The organism is Thiohalobacter thiocyanaticus, from assembly GCF_002356355.1.
Lineage (GTDB): Bacteria > Pseudomonadota > Gammaproteobacteria > Thiohalobacterales > Thiohalobacteraceae > Thiohalobacter > Thiohalobacter thiocyanaticus_A.
The window spans coordinates 790,916-810,290 of sequence record NZ_AP018052.1; the positions used below are offsets into that span (position 1 = coordinate 790,916).

The following is a 19,375-nucleotide window of genomic DNA, read 5'->3' on the forward strand; positions in this document are numbered from 1 at the left end:
GCGGGGGGTGGGGCCATCTAAAAAATATGTATGCGCCCATGCAAAAAAATTAATACGCGGACGGTCCCGGGCCACCGGGGACGGTCTGGCCGCCATGATTTCGACGTCACCGGATAACGAATAAAACCAAGGAGTCACCACCAAAATGAGAATCGTATTGCTGGGTGCGCCGGGTTCGGGGAAGGGGACCCAGGCCAAACGTCTGCAGGACAAGTACCGTATTCCGCAAGTCTCCACCGGCGATCTGCTGCGCGCCGCCGTTGCCGCCGGCACCCCGCTGGGCCGCCAGGCCAAGGCCGCCATGGACGCGGGCCAGCTGGTTTCCGACGACATCGTGCTGGGTATCATCCGCGAGCGGCTGCAGGAGCCCGATGCCCGTCGCGGCTTCATCCTCGACGGTTTCCCCCGCAACCAGCCCCAGGCCGAGGCATTGGATACCCTGCTGGAGGAGATCGGTCAGCCGCTGGAACTGGCATTGCTGATCAATGTCGATTTCGACATCCTGATGCAGCGCCTGACCGGTCGGCGCACCTGCACCAGCTGCGGCTGGACCTGCAATATCTACTCCTCACCGCCGCACGTCGACGGTGTCTGCGATGAATGCGGCGGCAACCTGCATCACCGCGCCGACGACAACGAGGAAACCATCGGCAACCGGCTGCGGGTCTATGAGACCCAGACTGCGCCGCTGGTCGATTACTACCAGGGCCAGGACAAGCTGCGTACGGTCCAGGGCGTGGGCGAGATCGAGGATATCTTCAAGGCCGTGGTTCAGGTGGTGGAGGCGTCCACCACCGGCAAACCGGCGGCACCGGCGCCCCGGGCGGCGACGCCGGCCCGTCCGGAACGCAGTCAGGCCATCAGCAGCGCGGCCCGTGCCATTGCCGCCCAGCGGGCCGCCGGCGCGGAACAGGCCCGCGAAGCGGCGTCAGCCGCGGCAGAGCCGGCGACCGGGGCAACCGCGAACAAGGCGTCTGGCAAGGCATCCGCCGCCAAGGCCGCTGCCGGTGAAACTGCAGCCGGCAAGAAGGCGGCTGCGAAAAAGAAGGCGGCGACGAAAAAGGCCGTCGTCAGCAAGAAGGCCGGGGTGAAGAAAAAGGCCGCGGTGAAGAAGACTGCGGCGAAGAAGGCGGCCGGGAAAAAGGTCGTGAAGAAAAAACCGGCCGGCAAGAAGTCCGCGGCCACCAAAGCGGCCGCCGGAAAGCAGGTCAGCAGGAAGGCCGCAGCGAAGAAAAAGGCCGCGAAGAAAAAAGTGGCCAGGAAGACAGCCGCCAGGAAGTCGGCCGCGAAGAAGCAGGTCACCAGGAAGAAAGTCGCCAAGAAGACAGCCGCAAAGAAGAAGGTTGTCAAGAAAAAGGTAGCGAAGAAGAAGGCAGCCAGGAAAGCCCCGGTGAGGAAGAAAACGGCGAAACAGGCCGTGCGCAAATCCGCTGCAAAGAAAAAGACGGTGAAGAAGAGCGGCGGAAAGAAGTCCGCCAAGAAGAAGGTCGCGAAGAAGAAAGTCGCGAAGAAGAAAGTCGCGAAGAAGAAAGTCGCGAAGAAGAAAGTCGCGAAGAAGAAAGTCGCGAAGAAGAAGGCGGCGCGCCGGCGCTGAGTGGAGACCCTGCCGGGTCAGCGGCGGATGGCCCGTTCGGAAAGCTGGTCGAGCAGCCCGAACAGATATTCCCGGAGCCGTTCCAGGCGCGGGCGGCGCAGCCAGTCGTACAGCCGGATTTCCCGGCTCTGCTGCAGGTCAGCCTCCAGCATGGCCATGACCCCGGCCGCAAAGGCCGCATCCTCCACCTCCTGGTTGGCCTCCAGGTTCCAGCGGAAGTTCCAGCGGTCCAGGTTGCTGGAACCGATGCTGCTCCAGTCATCGCACAGCACCACCTTCTGATGCAGTATCCGTGGCTGATACTCGAAAATGCGCACCCCGGCGCGCAGCAGCCGGGTGTAATGCCGGCGGCCGGCGAAGCGCACGCCGGGATGGTCGGTCAGCGGGCCCGGCAGCAGCAGGCGCACGTCACGCCCCTGGCGGGCGGCCCGGGCCAACGCCCGGCGCAGTTTCCAGGCGGGGACGAAATAGCCGGTACTCACCCAGAGCCGCTCCCGGCAGCGGCGTATCCGGCGCAGCAGGTGGCGCTTGATTTCGGTGTAGGGGCGACGCATGGCGACGGCCACCCGGCCCTGCTGGCCGGGTGCGAGCGGGGCGGGTCCGGGCACCGCGGGCAGGGCCTCGCCGGTGGCGGCGCCCCAGTTGGCAGTGAACAGTTCCGCCCAGTCGCCGACATTCGGGCCCCGGATGCGGATGCCGGTCTCCCGCCAGGGCGCCGCACTGTCCGGGCTGAAGCCGTCGGTCAGACCCCAGCCGCCGGTGAAGGCGATTGCGTCGTCCACCACCAGGATCTTGCGATGGTCGCGCAACAGGTTGCGGCGCAGCCGGCCATAGTCGAGCGGATTGTACAGGTGCAGCCGCATGCCCGGACCCTGCAGTGCCGTCTTGTCGGCCCGGTTCAGGCCGCGGGCGCCGAAATCATCCAGCATCACCCGTATGGTCACGCCACGCCGGGCCGCGGCCTGCAGGGTCTGGATGAACTGCGTGGCGACCTGGCCCGATTCGGCCAGGTAGGTCTCCAGCCAGACACTGCGGCGGGCCTGCGCGATCGCTTCCAGCATGACGGGAAAGATGGCCTTGCCATCAATCAGCAGTCCGAATTCATTGCCCCCGCGCCAGGGCAGGTCCAGCTTGGGATGAGGCGTTTTCACCCGGGCGACGCTAGCCCAAAGCCGCTGGTATGGCAATATGATATGTTACAGGCGTGGTTGCGGCCTGCAGGATGGGTGCAGGCGCATTGCGCCCTGACCCATCGCCGGCCGTGAATGGCTGATGGGTTGCGCTTCACTCCACCCATCCTACCCTCTGCGACCCTTGCCTTATGTCCGCACTGTTCAGATTCATGCTCGATCTCTGCCTGCTCCGGGTCGGGCCCCAGCGGCTGCCGCCGGCACGCGAACTGCTGTGGCTGTTCGTGGCCCTGTATATGACGCTCGGGACGATGGTGTATCTGTCCCGCTACGAACTGCGTTTCGCCTTCGGCGCCAGCCTGGTGGAGACCCTGCTGATCGCGGCCTTCATCCAGCTGCTGCTCAGGGCTTGGGGCAGGCCCGAGCGCTTCACCCAGACCCTGACCGCCCTGCTCTCCGCCTGGACCCTGCTCGGGCTGCTGGTCGCGCCCCTGATCTACGCCACCCGGGACCTCGAGCCCGGCGGCCAGGAGGCGCTGCTGGTGTTCGTCGGCATGACCCTGTACCTGGCCTGGAGCCTTGCCGTGCTGGGCAACATCCTCCACCATGCGTTGGAGATACCGCTGTACGGCGGTATCGGCCTGGGCGTGATCTATTTCCTGCTGTCGCAGATGGTGGTGGCCGCCGTGCTGCCGGCGCTGAACTGACGAATCCCTGCTGGATTGGTCATTGCGAGGCGCCTGGCGCCGTGGCAATCTCCAATCGATTGATCCGGCTCTGCGGGATTGCCATGCCAGGCTCATGGAGCCCGTTCGGGTGTCCTTATCAGAGCGCCCATCCTGCGGGCCCGGGCCTCAACATGACGGTAACTGGATTCACCCCAGGGGACGCGTTTTGCACATACACATTCTCGGCATCTGCGGCACCTTCATGGGCGGCATCGCGGTCCTGGCGCGGGAGTCGGGTATCGAGGTCACGGGTGCCGATGCCGGCGTCTACCCGCCCATGAGCACCCAGCTCGAGGCGCTGGGCATCGGGCTGCAGGAGGGCTACCGGGCGGAGGATCTGCCGTCGGCGCCGGATGCAGTGGTCATCGGCAATGCGCTGTCGCGCGGCAATCCGGCCGTGGAGGCGGTGCTGGATGCGGGCATGCCCTATACCTCGGGCCCGCAGTGGCTGGCCGACAACATCCTGCGTCAGCGCTGGGTGCTGGCGGTGGCGGGCACCCATGGCAAGACCAGTACCGCCAGCATGCTGGCATGGATCCTGGAGCATGCCGGACTGAATCCGGGTTTTCTCATCGGCGGTGTGCCGGCCAACTTCGGCATCTCGGCGCGCCTGGGCGACTCGCCCTTCTTCGTGGTCGAGGCCGATGAGTACGACACCGCCTTCTTCGACAAGCGCTCGAAATTCATTCATTACCGGCCGCGGACCCTGATCCTCAACAACCTCGAATTCGACCACGCCGACATCTTTGAAGATCTGACCGCCATCCAGCGTCAGTTCCATCACCTGGTGCGCACCGTGCCGGGGCAGGGGCTGATCGTGGAGAACGCCGACGACGCCCATGTCGCCGAGGTGCTGGAGATGGGGTGCTGGACGCCCACCGAGACCGTCTCGGTGGGGGAGTTTCCCGGCCAGTGGCAGGCGCGCCGGCTCCGGGCCGATGCCAGTGAATTCGAGGTGCTGTTCGAGGGGCGAGCGCAGGGGACGGTGCGCTGGGGACAGGTCGGCGAGCACAACCTGCACAACGCCCTGGCCGCCATCGCCGCGGCCCGCCATGCCGGGGTGCCGGCGGCCCATGCCATCGAGGCGCTGGGCGAATACCGGGGCGTGAAGCGGCGTCTGGAGGTGCGCGGCGAGGTGCGCGGGGTGACCGTCTACGATGACTTCGCCCATCATCCCACCGCGATCGCGCTGACCCTGCAGGGGCTGCGCCGCCACCGCTCTGAGGGGCGGATCCTGGCCGTGCTGGAGCCGCGGTCCAATACCATGCGTCTGGGCGTGCACCACGCCACCCTGGGCCCGGCGCTCAATGAGGCCGACCGGGTCTGGCTGTATCAGCCGCCGGAACTGGACTGGGATCTCGACGAGGTCGGCGGCCGCAGCCGCGCCCCGGTCCGGGTGATGCGCGAGCTCGAGGCCCTGGTCATGGACGTGGTCGCCCACGCCCGCCCCGGCGATGCCATCCTGGTCATGAGCAACGGCGGCTTCGGCGGCATCCATGACAAGCTGCTGGATGCGCTGCGCATGTCCGAGGCGATCGAGGCCGGCGGGTGAGGAATACAGGGGTGGTCAAGTCAGCACCGGGCGGGCGAGGTCTTCGGGCTTAGCGTGCAGACTGCGCACATGCGCCCGAAGACCTCGCCCGCCCGGTGCTGACCCGTACCTGTTGATGCATTCTCTGCTGTCTCTGCGCCTTTGCGCCCCTGCGTTGAAGGATTTTCAGTCCAGGAGATTAACCGGAGCCATTTATGACCCTGCCCGCCCGCCAGCCCGTCGCCGTCGCCATCACCGGGGCCTCCGGCGCCCAGTACGCCCTGCGGCTGCTGGAATGCCTGATCGAGGCCGACGAGCAGGTCTACCTGATGCTGTCCGAGCCCGGGCAGATCGTCATCGGCATGGAGACCGATCTGTCCCTGCCGGGGCGCAGCCGCGACATCCAGCGCTTTCTCACCGAATACTTCGCCGCCGAGGAAGGCCAGTTGCAGGTCTTCGGCCGCAAGGAATGGACCGCGCCGGTGGCCAGCGGCTCCAGCGCGCCGCGGGCCATGACGGTCTGTCCCTGCACCATGGGTACCCTGGCCTCCATCGCCTGCGGGGCAAGCGGCAATCTGATCGAACGCGCCGCTGACGTGATGATCAAGGAGGGTCGCAAACTGATCCTGGTGCCGCGCGAGACGCCCTTTTCCGCCATCCATCTGGAGAACATGCTCCGACTGGCGCGGCTGGGCGTGGTGATGCTGGCGGCCAATCCCGGCTTTTATCACCGGCCGCAGACGCTGGAGGATATCGTGGACTTCGTGGTGGCACGCATCCTGGATCAGCTCGAGGTGCCGCATACCCTGTCCTCGCGCTGGGGGGATCTGTTCGAGGAGGAGTGAATCATTCCATGGAACCTCTGAGTCATCAATTATCCGTCATTGCGAGCGAAGCGTGGCAATCTCGTAAAGTGGAATCGATCAGTTAGAGATTGCCACGCTTCGCTCGCAATGACGTGATCAATTAGGAGTGCCGCAGGTGACCGAGAACACCATGGGCGAGACCCTGCCCATCTTTCCGCTGTCGACCGTCCTGTTTCCCGAGGGCGTGCTGCCGCTGCGCATCTTCGAGCCGCGCTATCTCGACATGGTCGCCGACTGCCTGCGCAACGATGCCGGCTTCGGGGTGTGCCTGCTGCGCGGCGGCCGCGAGGTCGGTCCGGCCGCCTCCTGCCACGATGTCGGCACCCTGGCCATGATCGAGGACTGGGAGCAGGGCGAGGAGGGACTGCTGCACATCGCCGCCCGCGGCCGGCAGCGCTTTCGTCTGCTGGATGCGCGGGTGCAGCCGAACCAGCTTACCCTGGGCGAGGTGGAATGGCTGGAACCGGAGGCGGTCGTGCCCGTGCCCGCCGGCGCCCGTCTGCTGCCGGGCCTGCTCGGTCGCCTGCTCGAGGAACTGGGGCCGCCCTTCGATCGCCTGGCGCGGCGGGAAGACGATCTGGGTTGGGTCACGGCCCGTCTGACCGAGATCCTGCCCCTGCCGCTGGCCACCAAGCAGGCCTGGCTGGAGGCCGCCGATCCGCAGCAGCGGGCCGAGGGGCTGCTGGAGTTTCTGCGCAGTCAGAGGTAGCCGAGTAGGTCGGGTTAGCGCAGCGTAACCCGACACGCACGGCGGCCTGTGTCGGGTTACGCCCTGACGGGCTAACCCGACCTACGATCCACTCACTCCTCACTCCTTACCCCCTCACTCTCAATACACCAGCATCACCCGCTCCACCGCCATCGCCCTGCCGGCCGGCCGTTCGCGCGGTTCGACCCGGAACACGGTCTGGAGATCGCCCCGCAGTTCCAACACCGCAGCCGGATCATAGCGGGTGTCGAGATAGACCAGATAGTCGAACGGCCGGGTCGGCTCCAGTGCGCTGACATTGCCGATCCACAGGGGCGTGCCGTTGGCGTCCTGTTCCCGGTCCGAACGCCACAGCCGCAGGATCCAGAGCCGGTTGCCGTCGCCGCCCTTGATCAGACGCAGCGATTCGTAATGGCCATCGTGGATCTGCGGCAGAACCGGCAGCCGGCTGGCGGTGGCGTCCGGCGACAGCCACAGCATCAGGTTGTCCAGGCGCAGCGGCGGCGGTGTGCGCCAGCCGCGGGCGGTGAGTGCGGTCTCCAGGGCGGCGAGCGTCCCCAGGTACTGGATGTTCAGGGGGTGGCGGTCACCGCCGGCCAGATCCAGACGGTGGGCGGGCAGCTGCTGCCAGTCGCCGGCCCGCCACTCGGCCTGGTTCAGCGGGGCCTGTTCCAGCACCGGGGTATAGCGGGCCAGGGCCGGGTCGAAGCGCAGGACGGTATGGCTTGAGGCCAGCGCCAGCTGTGCCAGCAGGAACACCCCCAGCAGCCGCCGCCAGGGCAGGGCCGGCGCCGGATGCCGGCGATAGGCGATGCCGAACAATGCCACCGTCGCCAGCCCCAGAGCCAGGCCGCCGGCGATATCGCTCAGCCAGTGCGCCCCCAGATACAGCCGCGAGAAGGCCATCAGCACGATGGGCAGACTGGCGAGGCTGTAGGGCAGCCAGCGGCGCTCGGGGGCGAGTTCACGCGCGATCAGGATGGCCAGGAAGCCGTAGCCGACGCTTGCCAGGGTCACATGCACGCTCGGGAAGGCATAGGCAGCCACCCCGTCGTACATGGGCAGGGGACGGGCCACCTGCAGCAGCAGTTTCAGGCCCTGGGCCATGGCCCAGGCGCTGGTGACGGCGAACAGCCAGTGGACGGCGGCGCGGCCATAACCGCGCCAGGCCAGCCAGGCCAGCACCAGAACCAGGCCGGTCAGCACCGGCAGGCTGTCGCCGGTCGTGGTGATGGCCACGAGGATGCGGTCGGCGGTGGGGGTGCGCAGGTTCTGCAGCCCTGCATGCAGCCAGTGATCGATGCCGATCAGCGGCTGCGCCAGCAGCAGTCCCAGCGCCGCGGCCGACAGGAACAGCAGTGCCAGCCACGCGGCCAGGCCGCGGGCCTCGGGATGCTCCGGCTCCAGCAGGGCCCCGGCCAGGGGCCGCAGCCGGGGATGGCGCCGGCCCCATACCAGCGCCCGGTCGGTCCAGCTGGCGAGATGCGGCTGCAGCAGGTTGAACAGCCGATGGATCAGCCACAGGCTGAACCAGACCAGCGCCACCAGGATCAGGATCAGCACCGCCAGCCGTCCGGCCACCTCCGCGGCCAGGCTGAGCGAGGCCCCGAACACCACGCCGGGAATCAGGTAGGCCGGGGCCCAGACCAGGGCCGACAGCACATTGACCAGGAAGAAGCGCGCGGCCGGCATGTCGAGCATCCCGGCCACCGCCGGCAGGAAGGGCCGCACCGGTCCGACGAAGCGGGCGAACACCACGCTCTTGCCGCCATGGCGGTGAAAGAAGTCCACACCGTGGTTGATCAGGGCCGGGTAGCGCCGGAACGGCCAGACCACGCGCAGGCGCTGGTGGAAATGCCGGCCGACCCAGAAGCTCAGGCCGTCGCCGGCCACCGCGCCCGCGGCGGCCCACAGGCAGGCCGGCCAGAAGGCCAGGGCATCGGCGGCGATCAGGGCGCCGATGGCGAACATCAGCACCGTGCCCGGCAGGAACAGGCCGACCACCACCAGCGATTCCAGGCAGGCGGTGAGAAAGACCAGAAAATACGCCCAGTGCGGGTGCAACTCGATCCAGGCGACCAGGTCGCCGAAGCCCTGGTGCAGCCAGCCGGAGAGCTCACCCAGCATGGGCGCGGGTCACATCTCGGCGAGCACGGCCTCCGCCGTGTCCAGGGTGGCCGTGACGGCGGCCTCGTCATGGGCGGCGGAGACGAAGCCGGCCTCGAAGGCCGAGGGCGCGAGATACACGCCGCGCTTGAGCATTTCGTGGAAGAACAGCCGGAAGCGGTCCAGGTTGCACTGGCCGACCTGGTAGAAGTTGCCGACCGACTCGGCCTCGGTGAAGAAGAGTCCGAACATACCGCCGACGCAGTTGCAGGTCATGGGGATGTCGCGCGCACGGGCACGCTCGACGATGCCCTCGGCGATGCGCCGGGTCCGGGTGGCGAGTTCGTCGTGGAAGCCGGGCCGGCTGATGCCCGCGAGCGTGGCCAGGCCCGCCGCCATCGCCACCGGGTTGCCGGCCAGGGTGCCGGCCTGATAGACCGGCCCCAGCGGGGCGAGCATTTCCATGATCTCGCGCCGGCCGCCGAAGGCGCCCACCGGCATGCCGCCGCCGATCACCTTGCCCAGCGCGGTGAGATCGGGCGTGACGCCGTAATGCGCCTGCGCCCCGCCCAGTGCGACCCGGAAGCCGGTCATCACCTCGTCGAAGATCAGCACCGATTCGTACTCGTCGCAGACAGCGCGCAGGCCTTCCAGGAAACCGGGCGCAGGCGGCACGCAGTTCATGTTGCCGGCCACCGGCTCGACGATGATGGCGGCGATCTGCCCGCCCAGATGGCCGAACACCTCGCGCACCTGGTCCAGGTTGTTGTACTCGACCGTCAGGGTGTGCTCGGCCAGGGCCACCGGTACGCCCGGCGAGGTCGGCACGCCCAGGGTCAGGGCGCCGGAGCCGGCCTTGACCAGCAGCGAGTCGGCATGGCCGTGATAGCAGCCCTCGAATTTGAGGATCTTGTCGCGGCCGGTGAAGGCGCGGGCCAGGCGGATTGCACTCATGGTGGCCTCGGTGCCGGAGTTGACCATGCGCACCATGTCCATGGAGGGCACCAGTTCACACACCCGGTCCGCCATGGTGGTCTCGACCTCGGTGGGGGCGCCGAAACCCAGGCCGTTGGCCACCGTGTCCGTCACTGCCTTGATGACATCGGGATGGCTGTGGCCCAGGATCATCGGCCCCCAGGAGCCGACATAGTCCACGTAGCGCTGGCCGTCGGCGTCATACAGCCAGGCGCCCTCGCCGCGGACGAAGTAGATCGGCTCGCCGCCCACGCCCTTGAAGGCGCGTACCGGCGAGTTCACGCCGCCGGGGATGTGTTTCTGGGCCTGGGTGAAGAGGTCGTGGGATCGGGTCATGATGAGTCCTTGTCAGGCAGATACAGGATGCAAATCCGCAGGTCGGGTGAGTGTGTAGGTCGGATTAGCCCGCAGGGCGTAATCCGACATCGCGCCGCGATGCCGGCGTCGGGTTACGCTGACGCTAACCCGACCTACGATTGCGGAACAGCGTCGCGTAGCGCCGCGCCGCGGTCGCGATATCCTCCGCGCCGAACAGGCCGTGGATCACCGCCAGCATGTCCGCGCCGGCCTCGAGCAACAGCCCGCCATTTTCCGGCGTGATGCCGCCGATGGCAACCAGCGGCAGTTCCAGTTCGGCGCGCGCCGCCCGCAGCAGTGCCGGCTCGGCCTGGACCGCCTGCGGCTTGGTGCGGGAGGGGAAGAAGCGGCCGAAGGCGACATAGTCCGCGCCCAGGCGCGCGGCGTGGCGGGCGCGGTCCAGTTCGTTGTAGCAGGACACGCCGATGACGGCCTCGCGGCCGAGTCGCTCGCGGGCGGCGGTGACGGCTGCATCGTCCCGCCCCAGGTGTACGCCGTGGGCGCCGACGGCGGCCGCCAGTTCGACGTCGTCGTTGATCAGGAACAGGGCGCCGAAGTCGCGGCACAGGGTGTTCAGTGCCCGGGCGAGTTCCAGCTTCAGGGCCGTCTCGGGCCGCTTGTCGCGGAACTGGATGGCGCGCGCGCCGCCGGCCAGCGCCGCGGTTACCGCGTCCACCAGACGATCGTCGGGCAGCAGGTCGGGGTCGGTGATGGCGTAGAGGCCGTGCATGATACAGGTTCAGGTGCCAGGGCCGTAGGATGGGTGGAGGCGCCTGCGCCGCAACCCATCTTGAGGATGCCGGTCCAATGATGGGTTGCGCTGCGCTTCACCCATCCTACGGTGTACTCCGGGCATGTTACATCTCGTCCTCCGGCCGCGCCCAGAACAGCCGGTTGGGCAGCTGCTGGCCCATGCCGATGCGATAGCCCTGCCTGAGCGTCTCCCAGGTGTACTCCTGTGCCTCGTGCACGGCGCCGAAGGGTTCCAGCCCCTGGGCCAGCAGCCCGGCACAGGCCGAGGCCAGGGTGCAGCCCGAGCCGTGATAGCTGCCGGACAGGCGTTCCCAGGTGAAGGATTCCAGCAGCCGGTTGTTGCCGAACAGGTGATTGATCACATGCTGGGTGTTCTCGTGGGTGCCGGTTACCAGCACGAACTCGGTGCCGTGGGCCAGCAGCGCCATGGCGCAGGCCTCGACGGTGTCGCCCTCGGGCGCCAGGCTGCGCGCCTCCAGGCTGTTGGGCGTGAGCAGGGTGGTGTGGGGCAGCAGCAGCTTGAGCATGGCGTCGAGGCTGTCCTCGTCGGCCAGTTCGCTGCCGCCGCCGGAGGCCAGAACCGGGTCGAGCACCACCGGGATGTCCGGGTAATCGATCAGCACCGCGTGGATGTTCTCGATGATATCCACGCTGCCGAGCAGGCCGATCTTGATCGCCGCCACCGGCATGTCCTCCAGCACGGCGCGGGCCTGTTCCGCGACCAGGATGCCGTCGATGGGCGCCAGGCTCTGGATGTCGCGGGTGTCCTGCACGGTGAGGGCAGTGATCACCGGCGCGCAGTGACAGCCCTGGCTGGCCAGCGCCTCGATGTCGGCCTGGATGCCGGCGCCGCCGCTGGGGTCATTGCCGGAAAAGGTGAGGACGACGGGGACGGGTGAGGACATGGGGGAATTCCTTGGGGACTGCCTGGATAGCTGATTCTAACGTATTGAGTGAGGAGTGCGTAGGATGGGTGGAGCGCAGCGCAACCCTCATGGTCGCGGCCTGGTGATGGGTTGCGGCGCACGCGCCTCCACCCATCCTACCGGTTCGTGTGTTGAACCAGCCACGCCAGCCGGGCGGAGGATTCGAACGAGCAGGTCCAGTGCGTAGGATGGGTGGAGCGAAGCGTAACCCATCGTTACCCGGCAATGCGATGGGTTATGGCGCTTCGCACCTCCACCCATCCTACCGGTTCGTGTGCTGAATCAGCCACGCCAGCCGGGCGGAGGATTCGAACGAGCAGGTCCAGTGCGTAGGATGGGTGGAGCGCAGCGCAACCCATCATGGTCGCGGCCTGGTGATGGGTTGCGGCGCACGCACCTCCACCCATCCTACCGGTTCGTGTGCTGAATCAGCCACGCCAGCCGGGCGGAGGATTCGAACGAGCAGGTCCAGTGCGTAGGATGGGTGGAGCGAAGCGTAACCCATCGTTACCCGGCAATGCGATGGGTTATGGCGCTGCGCACCTCCACCCATCCTACCGGTTCGTGTGTTGAATCAGCCACGCCAGCCGGGCGGAGGATTCGAACGAGCAGGTCCACTTGTAGGCCCGGTCCAGCGACTCGGCGCAGACATAGACGCCGTGTCCGCGCACCACGGCCGCCGGCCGCTCGGCCAGTTCGGCCGCGACCCGGCCCGGCGAATCCGCCAGATAATCCGCCAGCCCTATGTCCAGCACCGGGATGCGGTCGAAGTAGTACTGGCCCTCGAAATCGACCGGCACGAAATCCCGGCCGTCGAAGGTCATGCTGATGCTGTAGGGCCCGTGGCTGTGCAGGATCGCGGTGGCGGCCGGGTTGGCCCGGTACACGGCCTGGTGCAGCGGGGTGTCGAGCGAGCCGCCGTCGGGCGCAGGCGCGCCGATCTGTCCGTGCACCAGGTCATCGATTGTCAGCGTGTCCGCACAGGCGCCGCTGGGCGTGATCCAGAAGTCCTCGCCGCTGCGCACCGAGGCGTTGCCGCTGTGCGAGTCATTCAGGCCGTACTGGCGCAGCCAGCGGTAGTACTGTACGAGCGATTGCCGCAGATCCATGAATTTATCCTGTTTTCAAGATGCCAAAGAGCGCCACGGAATACACGGAAGGCACGGAAGAAGAATAGAACTCCATGATTTGGTTACTGAGTGCCATGATGGGTTCCCTCTATCCGGGGATGGTCCGATAAATCTCATTAATATAATGATTCATATATTATTTTTCTTCTCCTGATTGGTTCGGAAGCTTTGCATGAGACCGATCATTCTTGGACTTGAATGAAAAGAATTATTTATTTCCGTGCCTTCCGTGTATTCCGTGGCGCTCTTTACCGGAGGTCAGTCTAATGACCGGGCACTCTATCTGTCATCCGATTCGCGTTACAATCGAGCCGCAATCATTCAAAGGAACAGGCATGAGCAGGCAACGCAAGCAACAGGGTTTCACCCTGATCGAAATCATGGTGGTGGTGGTCATCCTCGGCATCCTGGCCGCAGTGGTGGTGCCGCGGATCATGAGCCGCCCGGACGAGGCGCGCATCGTCAAGGCGCGGGCGGATATCCAGGCGCTGGAATCGGCGCTGAACCTCTACCGGCTGGACAACTATACCTATCCGACCACCGACCAGGGGCTGGAGGCGCTGGTGGAGAAACCCACCTCGCCGGAACCGCAGAACTGGAAGGAGGGGGGCTACCTCGACCGCATGCCACGCGATCCCTGGCAGCGGCCCTACCAGTACCTCAACCCCGGTCAGCACGGCGAGATCGATATCTATTCCATTGGTCCTGACGGCCGCCCCAACACCGACGACGATATCGGCAACTGGGATCTTGAATAGCTCCTCTCCTGCTGCGCGTCCCACGGCCGGCTTCACCCTGTTCGAACTGCTGGTGGTGCTGGCCATCGTCGGTATCCTGGTCACTGCCGTGACCCTGTCCGTCGGCGGCGACCGCCGCGGCGATGCCCTGGCGCGGGAGAGCCAGCGCTTTGCCGCCCTGGTGCGGCTGGCTGCCGAACAGGCCGTGCTGCGCAGCGAGGAATGGGCGGTACAGGTCGAGCCCGACCGCTATCGCTTTCTGCGCCTGGACGAGACGCTCGGCCGGGAACCCGAGTGGATCCCGATCGAGGACGATGCCCTGTTCCGGACCCGCGAACTGGAGGCGGGCACCCGCCTGGAACTCGAATTGGAGGGTCGGGAGATGACCCTGGTCGATGCCGAGGACGAAGCCGGTATCAAGCCCACGCTGTTGCTGCTGTCCAGCGGCGAGGTGAGCCCCTTCGTGGCCGGGTTCGAGGCCCGCGATACCGACAGTCGGTTCCGGGTCACCAGTAATCTGCTCGGCGAGTTGGAGTGGGAACGGGTGGAGGAGTGAGGCGTGAGGCGTGAGGAGACCCCCCGGCTGACGGCGGCCATTCGCCCCTTGCCCGCCGCCCGCTTACCCGTCATCCCGGCGCAGGCCGGGATCCAGATACCGCCGCGGCCACTGGATCCCGGCCTGCGCCGGGATGACGGAAACGGATGCGCAGGTCGGGTTGGCCCGTCAGGGCGTAACCCGACGGGAACCGCAGTGCCTGTCGGGTTACGCTGCGCTGCCCCGACCTGCCCTGGCTCGCCTCACGCCTCACGCCTCACGCCTCACGCCCACCGCGGCTTCACCCTGATGGAATTGCTGGTCGCGCTGCTGGTGATCAGCCTGGGCATGCTGGCCGCGGTCAAGGCCGGCGGCAGCTACGCCGGCAATCTCGACTACCTGCAGCAGCGCACCTATGCCCACTGGGTGGCGCGCAATGTACTCAACGAACTGCGTCTGACCGAACGCAGCGCCGGCAGCCGCCGGCGCCAGGACGAGACCCGCTTCGCCGAACTCGACTGGCACTGGGAGGTCGAGTTCGAGGACACGCCCGATCCCGACCTGGTGCGAGCCGAGATCCGGGTCTGGCGCGGACGCGACGACGACGGCGAGCCGCTGGCGCTGCTGACAGGGTTCATGGAGCGGCCGTGAGGAGTGAGGCGTGAGGCGTGAGGAGAAAACCGGGGCGGCAGCCACACTTACCTTACCCGTCATCCCCGCGCAGGCGGGGATCCAGACACCGCAGCGGCCACTGGATCCCCGCCTGCGCGGGGATGACGGATGTCGTGTTGGTCGGGTCAGCCCGTCAGGGCGTAACCCGACGGGAGCCGCCGTGCGTGTCGGGTTACGCTGCGCCAACCCGACCTGCCCTGGCTCTCCTCGCGCCTCACGCCTCACGCCTCACGCCATACGCGGCTTCACCCTGCTGGAAATGCTGGTCGCCGTGGCCATCTTCGCCATCCTGGCCATGGTGGCTCACAGCGGCCTCAACAGCGTGTTGCTGACCCAGGCCCGGGTCGAGGAGAGTGCCCGCGCGCTCACCGAACTGCAACAGGCCTACCGCTGGCTGCAGCGCGATCTGGAGCAGGTGGTCGCGCGGCCGGTCCGCGATGAACTGGGCGGGGAGCAACTGGCCCTGCAGGCCGGCAGCCGCTATGGGGTGATGCTGACGCTGACCCGCGGCGGCTGGCGCAATCCCGCCGGCCAGGATCGCAGCACCCTGATGCGGGTGGCCTACCGGCTGGATGACGAGACCCTGGTCCGCCATCAGTGGCTGGTGCTGGACCGGGCCCAGGACAGCGAGCCGCTGGATCGGGAGCTGCTGGACGGCGTGGAAGCGCTGGAGTTGCGCTGGCTGGACGCCGACGGCGACTGGCAGCCGCAGTGGCCGCCGCCCAACGTCCTGGAAGAGGCCGGCCTGCCGCGTGCCGCCGAGGTCATTCTGCGCCTGACCGGCCGCGGCGAACTGCGCTGGCTGTTCCGGCTGCCGGGATAGATGGATGATTTGATAACCCTGTTTGCCAGGGAGCCATACGCAAACAACAACGGATGGGAGTGGATGTAGGTTGGGTCAGGTGCGTAGCAGCGTAATCCAACAGGCCGCGGGCTGTCGGGTTACGCTGCGCTAACCCGACCTACGCGCTGACAAACATGTCTTCCGACGGAATGTATCCTATGCAGCGACAGCGCGGTATCGCCCTGATCACGGCCATCCTGCTGGTGAGCATCGCCACCATCACGGCCGTGACCCTGGCCGCGCGTCAGCAGTACGACCTGCGCCGCAGCGCCAACCTGCTCGACGGCGATCAGGCCTATGCCTACGCCGAGGGGGTGGAGACCTGGGCGCGCCTGATCCTGGCCCGCGACGCCGGGGACAACCAGACCGATCACCTGCGCGAAGCCTGGGCCACGCAGCTGGCGCCGGTGCCGGTGCCGGGCGGACAGATCAATGGCCGCATCCGCGATGCCCAGGGACGGTTCAATCTCAACAACCTGGTGACCGATGCCGGCGCCGAGAACCCGCTGGCGGTGGAGCGCTACCGGCGCCTGCTGGCGCTGCTGCAGCTGGCGCCGGAACTGGCCGACAGTCTGCTGGACTGGCTGGATGCCGATATCGATCTGCGCCTGAACGGCGCGGAGGACAACGAATACCTGCTGGAGAGCCCGCCCTACCGCGCCGCCAACCGCCGGCTGACCGCGGTCAGCGAGTTGTACTACGTCCGGGGTTATGACGCCGAGGCCGTACGGCGCCTGCAGCCCTTCGTCACCGCCCTGCCGCAGCCCACCGCACTCAACGTCAACACGGTCGCGGTCCCGGAGCAGGAGCCGCGGCCCTTCGTGCTGCTGCAGATGCTGGTCGAGGACATGAGCGAGAGCGAGGCCCGCCAGCTGGTCACGGCACGCGGCGAGGACGGCTACGAATCGGTCGATGCCTTCGCCCAGGAGCCGGCCCTGGCCGGGCGCGCCCCGCAGCTGGATAATCTCACCGTGAGCAGCCAGTACTTCGTGGTCGAGGCCGAGGTCGACATCGGCACCGCCCGCAGCCGCCTGTTCAGCCTGCTGCGCCGGGACGGTGAGCAGCTGACCACGCTGCAACGCACCCGGGGTACGCAGTGAATGCCCGTTTTGCCAAGGTGGAGTGTTTCGGTTACTGTCTTCGCCAGCGGATGCCATAAAACGATAACCATGCCTGAAACCCTGCTGATACGCCTCTCCGACGCCTCCGACGAAACGGTCGAATACGCCGTGATCGGTGCTGACGGCAAGCCGCTGACCCAGGTCCAGCGCGGGACGCCCGCCAGCCTCGCGGCCCAGGCCGCCGGCCGCCGGGTGGTGCTCGCGGTGCCGGGCACGGACGTGTCCCTGTTCCGGGTCGAGGTGCCCACCGACAACCGCCAGCGCATGCGCCGGGCGGTGCCCTATGCGCTGGAGGAACAACTGGCCGACGACGTCGACAGCCTGCACTTTGCTGTCGGCAGCCGCGGCGAAGACGGCCGGGTTGGCGTGGCCGTGGCCGCGCGCGAGCGGATGGCGCAGTGGCGGGACTGGTGCGACGGCGCCGGACTGGAGCCGGCGGCCTGGTATGCCGAGACCCAGCTGCTGATGCCCGCCGCCGATGCCTGGACGGGACTGATCGACGCCGCGGCCGACCGGCTGCTGCTGCGCGGCCCGGACGGTGCGGGCTATGCCGTCGACCGGGACATCTGGCCGGCGCTGGCGGCCCGGCTGGGCGAGCCGCGCCGGCTGCGCTGGCTGACCACCGGCAGCGGGGACGCCGAACTGCCCGGCGGGGAGGGGCTGGAACCCGAAACCGGCGCCTGGGCCCAGACGCCGCTGGAGCACCTGGCCGGCGGCTTGGTGCAGACCGGCCTGATCAACCTGTGTCAGGGCGACTACAGCCGCCAGCAGCAACTCGGACGCCTGCTGCGGCCCTGGCGCGCCGCCGCCGGACTGGTGCTGGCGGCCCTGGTGCTGGCCCTGGTCGGCAAGACGGTGCAGCTGCAGCGGCTGGAGGCGCGCCAGAGCGAACTCACCGCGCAGATCGAGCAACTCTACCGCGACACCTTTCCCCAGGCCCGGCGGGTGGTCAATGCCCGCCACCAGATGGAGCAGCAGCTGCTGGCCCTGCGCCGGGCCCAGGGGCAGGACGCGCTGGACTTCCTCGGTCTGCTGGCCAGCGCCGGCGAGGTGTTCAGTGCCGCCGAGGGGGTGCAGCTGCAGGGCGTGAGCTACCGCGACGGCCAGCTCGACGTGCAACTCACCGCCAGCGATCTGCAGAGCCTGGACAGGCTCAAGCAGCAGCTGGCGGCCGGCGGCCGGCTGCAGGTCGAGATCCAGTCCGCCACTGCCGGCGGCCAGCGCCGGGTCGAGGGCCGGCTGCGCATCGCCGGGGCACGCACATGAAGGCCTGGTTCCTGAGCCTGGCGCCGCGCGAGCGGGCGATCGTGGCCGCCGGCGCCGCGGTCCTGCTGCTGCTGGTACTGTGGCTGTGGCTGTGGGAACCGCTGGCCCAGCGGGTGGAGGCGTTGGAGCAGGGCGTGGCCGTACAGGAGGAGGACCTGGCCTGGATGCAGCAGGCCGCCGCCGAGATTACACAGCTGCGCCGCAGCGGCGGCGCCGGCGGCGCGGGCGGTCTGCAGGGCCGCTCGCTGCTGACGGTGGTCGATCAGGCCACGCGGACGGCCGGATTGAACACCGGCCTCAAGCGCATCGAGCCCGAAGGTCAGGCCCGGGTGCGGGTGCAGTTCGAACAGATCGCCTTCGATGACTTCATGCGCTGGCTGGACGGCCTGCAGCGCCAGTACGGCGTCTTCACCCAGACCATCACCATCGAGCGCGAGGAGGCGCCGGGCCGGGTCAATATCCGGCTCACCCTGGACGCCCCGGCATGAGGTTGAAGCCCTGGCTGAAATGGCTGGCTGCCGGCGCTGCCCTCTATCTTCTGCTGCTGTTCCTGACCCTGCCGGCGGCCCGGCTGACCGGACATCTGACGGCCCGGCTGGCCGAACTGCCCCAGGCCCCGGCACTGCGGCTGCAGGGGGTGAGCGGCCCCTGGTGGCATGGCCGGGTCGAGCGGTTGCAGCTGGAAGGGTTCGTCCTGGGTCCGCTGCAGTGGCGCTGGCGGCCGACCGCCCTGCTGCGGGGCCGCTTCGGCCTGAGCCTGGAACTGGAAGCCGCCAGTGTGCCCGCCGGGCGGGGGCGGCTGGCCGTCGGCCCCGGCGGCAGCCTCTACATCGACGCCCTCGATCTGGAACTGACCGCTGCGCAACTGCTGCAGCGGTTGCCCGCCCTGCCGGTCCCGGTGCAGGCCAGCGGACGGCTGAGCCTGGAACTGACGCGCGCGGTGGTGGGCCCGGACGGTCTGCCGCGCGAACTCCAGGGGCAGCTGCAATGGCGCGAGGCCGGACTGCAGAGCCCGCTGGCCGCGCGGCTGGAGCACCTGGTCGCCGAACTGGCCAGCGAGGAGGCCGGACTGGTGGCGCGGCTCTCCGACCGCGGCGGCGACCTGGACCTGGGCGGCGAGGCCCGCCTGGACCCGGCCAGCGGCCGCTACCGGCTGGATCTGCAACTGCGCGCGCGCGACAATCCCGAACTGCGCGACAGCCTGGCGCTCATGGGCCGGCCCGATGCCCGCGGTTATCACAATCTGCGCCAGAGCGGCCGGCTGCCACTGCCCTGATCGGCATGGGCAGGATGGGTGAAGCGAAGCGTAACCCAGCATGGCTGCGGTCAGGCGATGGGTTGCGACGCTCCACGCCTCCACCCATCCTACAGGCAGCGTAGGATGGGTGAAGCGAA

At 67.8% G+C, this 19,375-nt stretch carries 19 protein-coding genes and 1 pseudogene; 14 read left to right on the plus strand and 6 right to left on the minus strand.

The features are described from left to right. Window positions 1-145: 145 nt before the first annotated feature. A pseudogene (locus tag CFK21_RS15465) lies at window positions 146-727 on the plus strand (adenylate kinase); the annotation flags it as partial. A gap of 420 nt (window positions 728-1,147) precedes the next feature. Next, window positions 1,148-1,594, plus strand: coding sequence for a histone H1-like repetitive region-containing protein (locus CFK21_RS15470; RefSeq protein ID WP_231971586.1), 447 nt, complete (start codon window positions 1,148-1,150; stop codon window positions 1,592-1,594). 17 nt (window positions 1,595-1,611) lie between these two features. Here the strand turns inward: CFK21_RS15470 and CFK21_RS03715 are convergent, their stop codons facing one another. Further along, complete coding sequence (locus tag CFK21_RS03715) at window positions 1,612-2,745, minus strand: phospholipase D-like domain-containing protein (protein ID WP_231971555.1); 1,134 nt, start codon at window positions 2,743-2,745, stop codon at window positions 1,612-1,614. Between the two features lie 191 nt (window positions 2,746-2,936). Here CFK21_RS03715 and CFK21_RS03720 point away from each other — a divergent pair, with 191 nt between their 5' ends. The 4 genes from CFK21_RS03720 (at window position 2,937) to CFK21_RS03735 (ending at window position 6,558) form a co-directional block, all read left to right on the plus strand. After that, a complete protein-coding gene (locus CFK21_RS03720; RefSeq protein ID WP_157745318.1) occupies window positions 2,937-3,431 on the plus strand; it encodes a hypothetical protein in 495 nt (164 codons plus the stop codon). Between the two features lie 187 nt (window positions 3,432-3,618). Continuing rightward, window positions 3,619-5,004, plus strand: a complete 1,386-nt coding sequence (mpl, locus tag CFK21_RS03725; RefSeq protein ID WP_096364887.1) for a UDP-N-acetylmuramate:L-alanyl-gamma-D-glutamyl-meso-diaminopimelate ligase — start codon at window positions 3,619-3,621, stop codon at window positions 5,002-5,004. A 194-nt stretch (window positions 5,005-5,198) separates the two neighbouring features. Next, window positions 5,199-5,828, plus strand: a complete 630-nt coding sequence (locus tag CFK21_RS03730; RefSeq protein WP_096364889.1) for a flavin prenyltransferase UbiX — start codon at window positions 5,199-5,201, stop codon at window positions 5,826-5,828. A gap of 136 nt (window positions 5,829-5,964) precedes the next feature. Further along, window positions 5,965-6,558, plus strand: coding sequence for an LON peptidase substrate-binding domain-containing protein (locus CFK21_RS03735; protein WP_231971556.1), 594 nt, complete (start codon window positions 5,965-5,967; stop codon window positions 6,556-6,558). 120 nt (window positions 6,559-6,678) lie between these two features. Here the strand turns inward: CFK21_RS03735 and CFK21_RS03740 are convergent, their stop codons facing one another. From CFK21_RS03740 to CFK21_RS03760, 5 genes are all read right to left on the minus strand, one after another. Beyond that, complete coding sequence (locus CFK21_RS03740; RefSeq protein ID WP_096364891.1) at window positions 6,679-8,685, minus strand: bifunctional DedA family/phosphatase PAP2 family protein; 2,007 nt, start codon at window positions 8,683-8,685, stop codon at window positions 6,679-6,681. A 9-nt stretch (window positions 8,686-8,694) separates the two neighbouring features. Continuing rightward, window positions 8,695-9,975 carry a glutamate-1-semialdehyde 2,1-aminomutase gene (gene hemL / locus CFK21_RS03745; protein WP_096364893.1) on the minus strand — a complete coding sequence of 427 codons (1,281 nt, stop codon included), beginning with the start codon at window positions 9,973-9,975 and terminating at the stop codon, window positions 8,695-8,697. A gap of 124 nt (window positions 9,976-10,099) precedes the next feature. Then, on the minus strand, window positions 10,100-10,726 hold the full coding sequence (gene thiE, locus CFK21_RS03750; protein ID WP_096364895.1) for a thiamine phosphate synthase: 627 nt from the start codon (window positions 10,724-10,726) through the stop codon (window positions 10,100-10,102). 127 nt (window positions 10,727-10,853) lie between these two features. Continuing rightward, on the minus strand, window positions 10,854-11,654 hold the full coding sequence (gene thiD, locus CFK21_RS03755; RefSeq protein WP_096364897.1) for a bifunctional hydroxymethylpyrimidine kinase/phosphomethylpyrimidine kinase: 801 nt from the start codon (window positions 11,652-11,654) through the stop codon (window positions 10,854-10,856). 575 nt (window positions 11,655-12,229) lie between these two features. Then, window positions 12,230-12,784: a class II aldolase/adducin family protein gene (locus tag CFK21_RS03760; protein WP_096364899.1), complete on the minus strand. Its 555-nt coding sequence runs from the start codon at window positions 12,782-12,784 to the stop codon at window positions 12,230-12,232. A gap of 356 nt (window positions 12,785-13,140) precedes the next feature. Here CFK21_RS03760 and gspG point away from each other — a divergent pair, with 356 nt between their 5' ends. From gspG to CFK21_RS03800, 8 genes are all read left to right on the plus strand, one after another. Then, window positions 13,141-13,563 carry a type II secretion system major pseudopilin GspG gene (gene gspG / locus CFK21_RS03765; RefSeq protein WP_096367479.1) on the plus strand — a complete coding sequence of 141 codons (423 nt, stop codon included), beginning with the start codon at window positions 13,141-13,143 and terminating at the stop codon, window positions 13,561-13,563. Then, window positions 13,556-14,098, plus strand: a complete 543-nt coding sequence (gspH, locus tag CFK21_RS03770; protein ID WP_157745320.1) for a type II secretion system minor pseudopilin GspH — start codon at window positions 13,556-13,558, stop codon at window positions 14,096-14,098. Before gspG ends, gspH begins: the two co-directional genes overlap by 8 nt. A 288-nt stretch (window positions 14,099-14,386) precedes the next feature. Beyond that, window positions 14,387-14,728, plus strand: a complete 342-nt coding sequence (gene gspI / locus CFK21_RS03775; protein ID WP_096364903.1) for a type II secretion system minor pseudopilin GspI — start codon at window positions 14,387-14,389, stop codon at window positions 14,726-14,728. A gap of 181 nt (window positions 14,729-14,909) precedes the next feature. Further along, window positions 14,910-15,572: a type II secretion system minor pseudopilin GspJ gene (gene gspJ / locus CFK21_RS03780; RefSeq protein WP_157745322.1), complete on the plus strand. Its 663-nt coding sequence runs from the start codon at window positions 14,910-14,912 to the stop codon at window positions 15,570-15,572. A 179-nt stretch (window positions 15,573-15,751) separates the two neighbouring features. Beyond that, window positions 15,752-16,693 (plus strand): type II secretion system minor pseudopilin GspK, encoded by a 942-nt coding sequence (gene gspK / locus CFK21_RS03785; protein WP_157745324.1) that lies wholly within the window; start codon window positions 15,752-15,754, stop codon window positions 16,691-16,693. Between the two features lie 69 nt (window positions 16,694-16,762). Continuing rightward, a complete protein-coding gene (gspL, locus tag CFK21_RS03790) occupies window positions 16,763-17,980 on the plus strand; it encodes a type II secretion system protein GspL (protein ID WP_157745326.1) in 1,218 nt (405 codons plus the stop codon). Further along, window positions 17,977-18,468: a type II secretion system protein GspM gene (gspM, locus tag CFK21_RS03795; protein ID WP_096364912.1), complete on the plus strand. Its 492-nt coding sequence runs from the start codon at window positions 17,977-17,979 to the stop codon at window positions 18,466-18,468. The genes gspL and gspM overlap by 4 nt, the downstream gene beginning before the upstream one ends. Further along, complete coding sequence (locus tag CFK21_RS03800; RefSeq protein WP_096364914.1) at window positions 18,465-19,256, plus strand: type II secretion system protein N; 792 nt, start codon at window positions 18,465-18,467, stop codon at window positions 19,254-19,256. The genes gspM and CFK21_RS03800 overlap by 4 nt, the downstream gene beginning before the upstream one ends. Window positions 19,257-19,375 lie beyond the last annotated feature (119 nt).

Coding starts and splice junctions, on each gene's coding strand:
- CFK21_RS03720 (WP_157745318.1), top strand. CDS start 2,937: ATGCTCGATCTCTGCCTGCTCCGGGTCGGGCCCCAGCGGCTGCCGCCG.
- CFK21_RS03730 (WP_096364889.1), top strand. CDS start 5,199: ATGACCCTGCCCGCCCGCCAGCCCGTCGCCGTCGCCATCACCGGGGCC.
- CFK21_RS03740 (WP_096364891.1), bottom strand. CDS start 8,685: ATGCTGGGTGAGCTCTCCGGCTGGCTGCACCAGGGCTTCGGCGACCTG.
- hemL (WP_096364893.1), bottom strand. CDS start 9,975: ATGACCCGATCCCACGACCTCTTCACCCAGGCCCAGAAACACATCCCC.
- thiE (WP_096364895.1), bottom strand. CDS start 10,726: ATGCACGGCCTCTACGCCATCACCGACCCCGACCTGCTGCCCGACGAT.
- thiD (WP_096364897.1), bottom strand. CDS start 11,654: ATGTCCTCACCCGTCCCCGTCGTCCTCACCTTTTCCGGCAATGACCCC.
- CFK21_RS03760 (WP_096364899.1), bottom strand. CDS start 12,784: ATGGATCTGCGGCAATCGCTCGTACAGTACTACCGCTGGCTGCGCCAG.
- gspG (WP_096367479.1), top strand. CDS start 13,141: ATGAGCAGGCAACGCAAGCAACAGGGTTTCACCCTGATCGAAATCATG.
- gspI (WP_096364903.1), top strand. CDS start 14,387: ATGGAATTGCTGGTCGCGCTGCTGGTGATCAGCCTGGGCATGCTGGCC.
- gspK (WP_157745324.1), top strand. CDS start 15,752: ATGCAGCGACAGCGCGGTATCGCCCTGATCACGGCCATCCTGCTGGTG.
- gspL (WP_157745326.1), top strand. CDS start 16,763: ATGCCTGAAACCCTGCTGATACGCCTCTCCGACGCCTCCGACGAAACG.
- gspM (WP_096364912.1), top strand. CDS start 17,977: ATGAAGGCCTGGTTCCTGAGCCTGGCGCCGCGCGAGCGGGCGATCGTG.
- CFK21_RS03800 (WP_096364914.1), top strand. CDS start 18,465: ATGAGGTTGAAGCCCTGGCTGAAATGGCTGGCTGCCGGCGCTGCCCTC.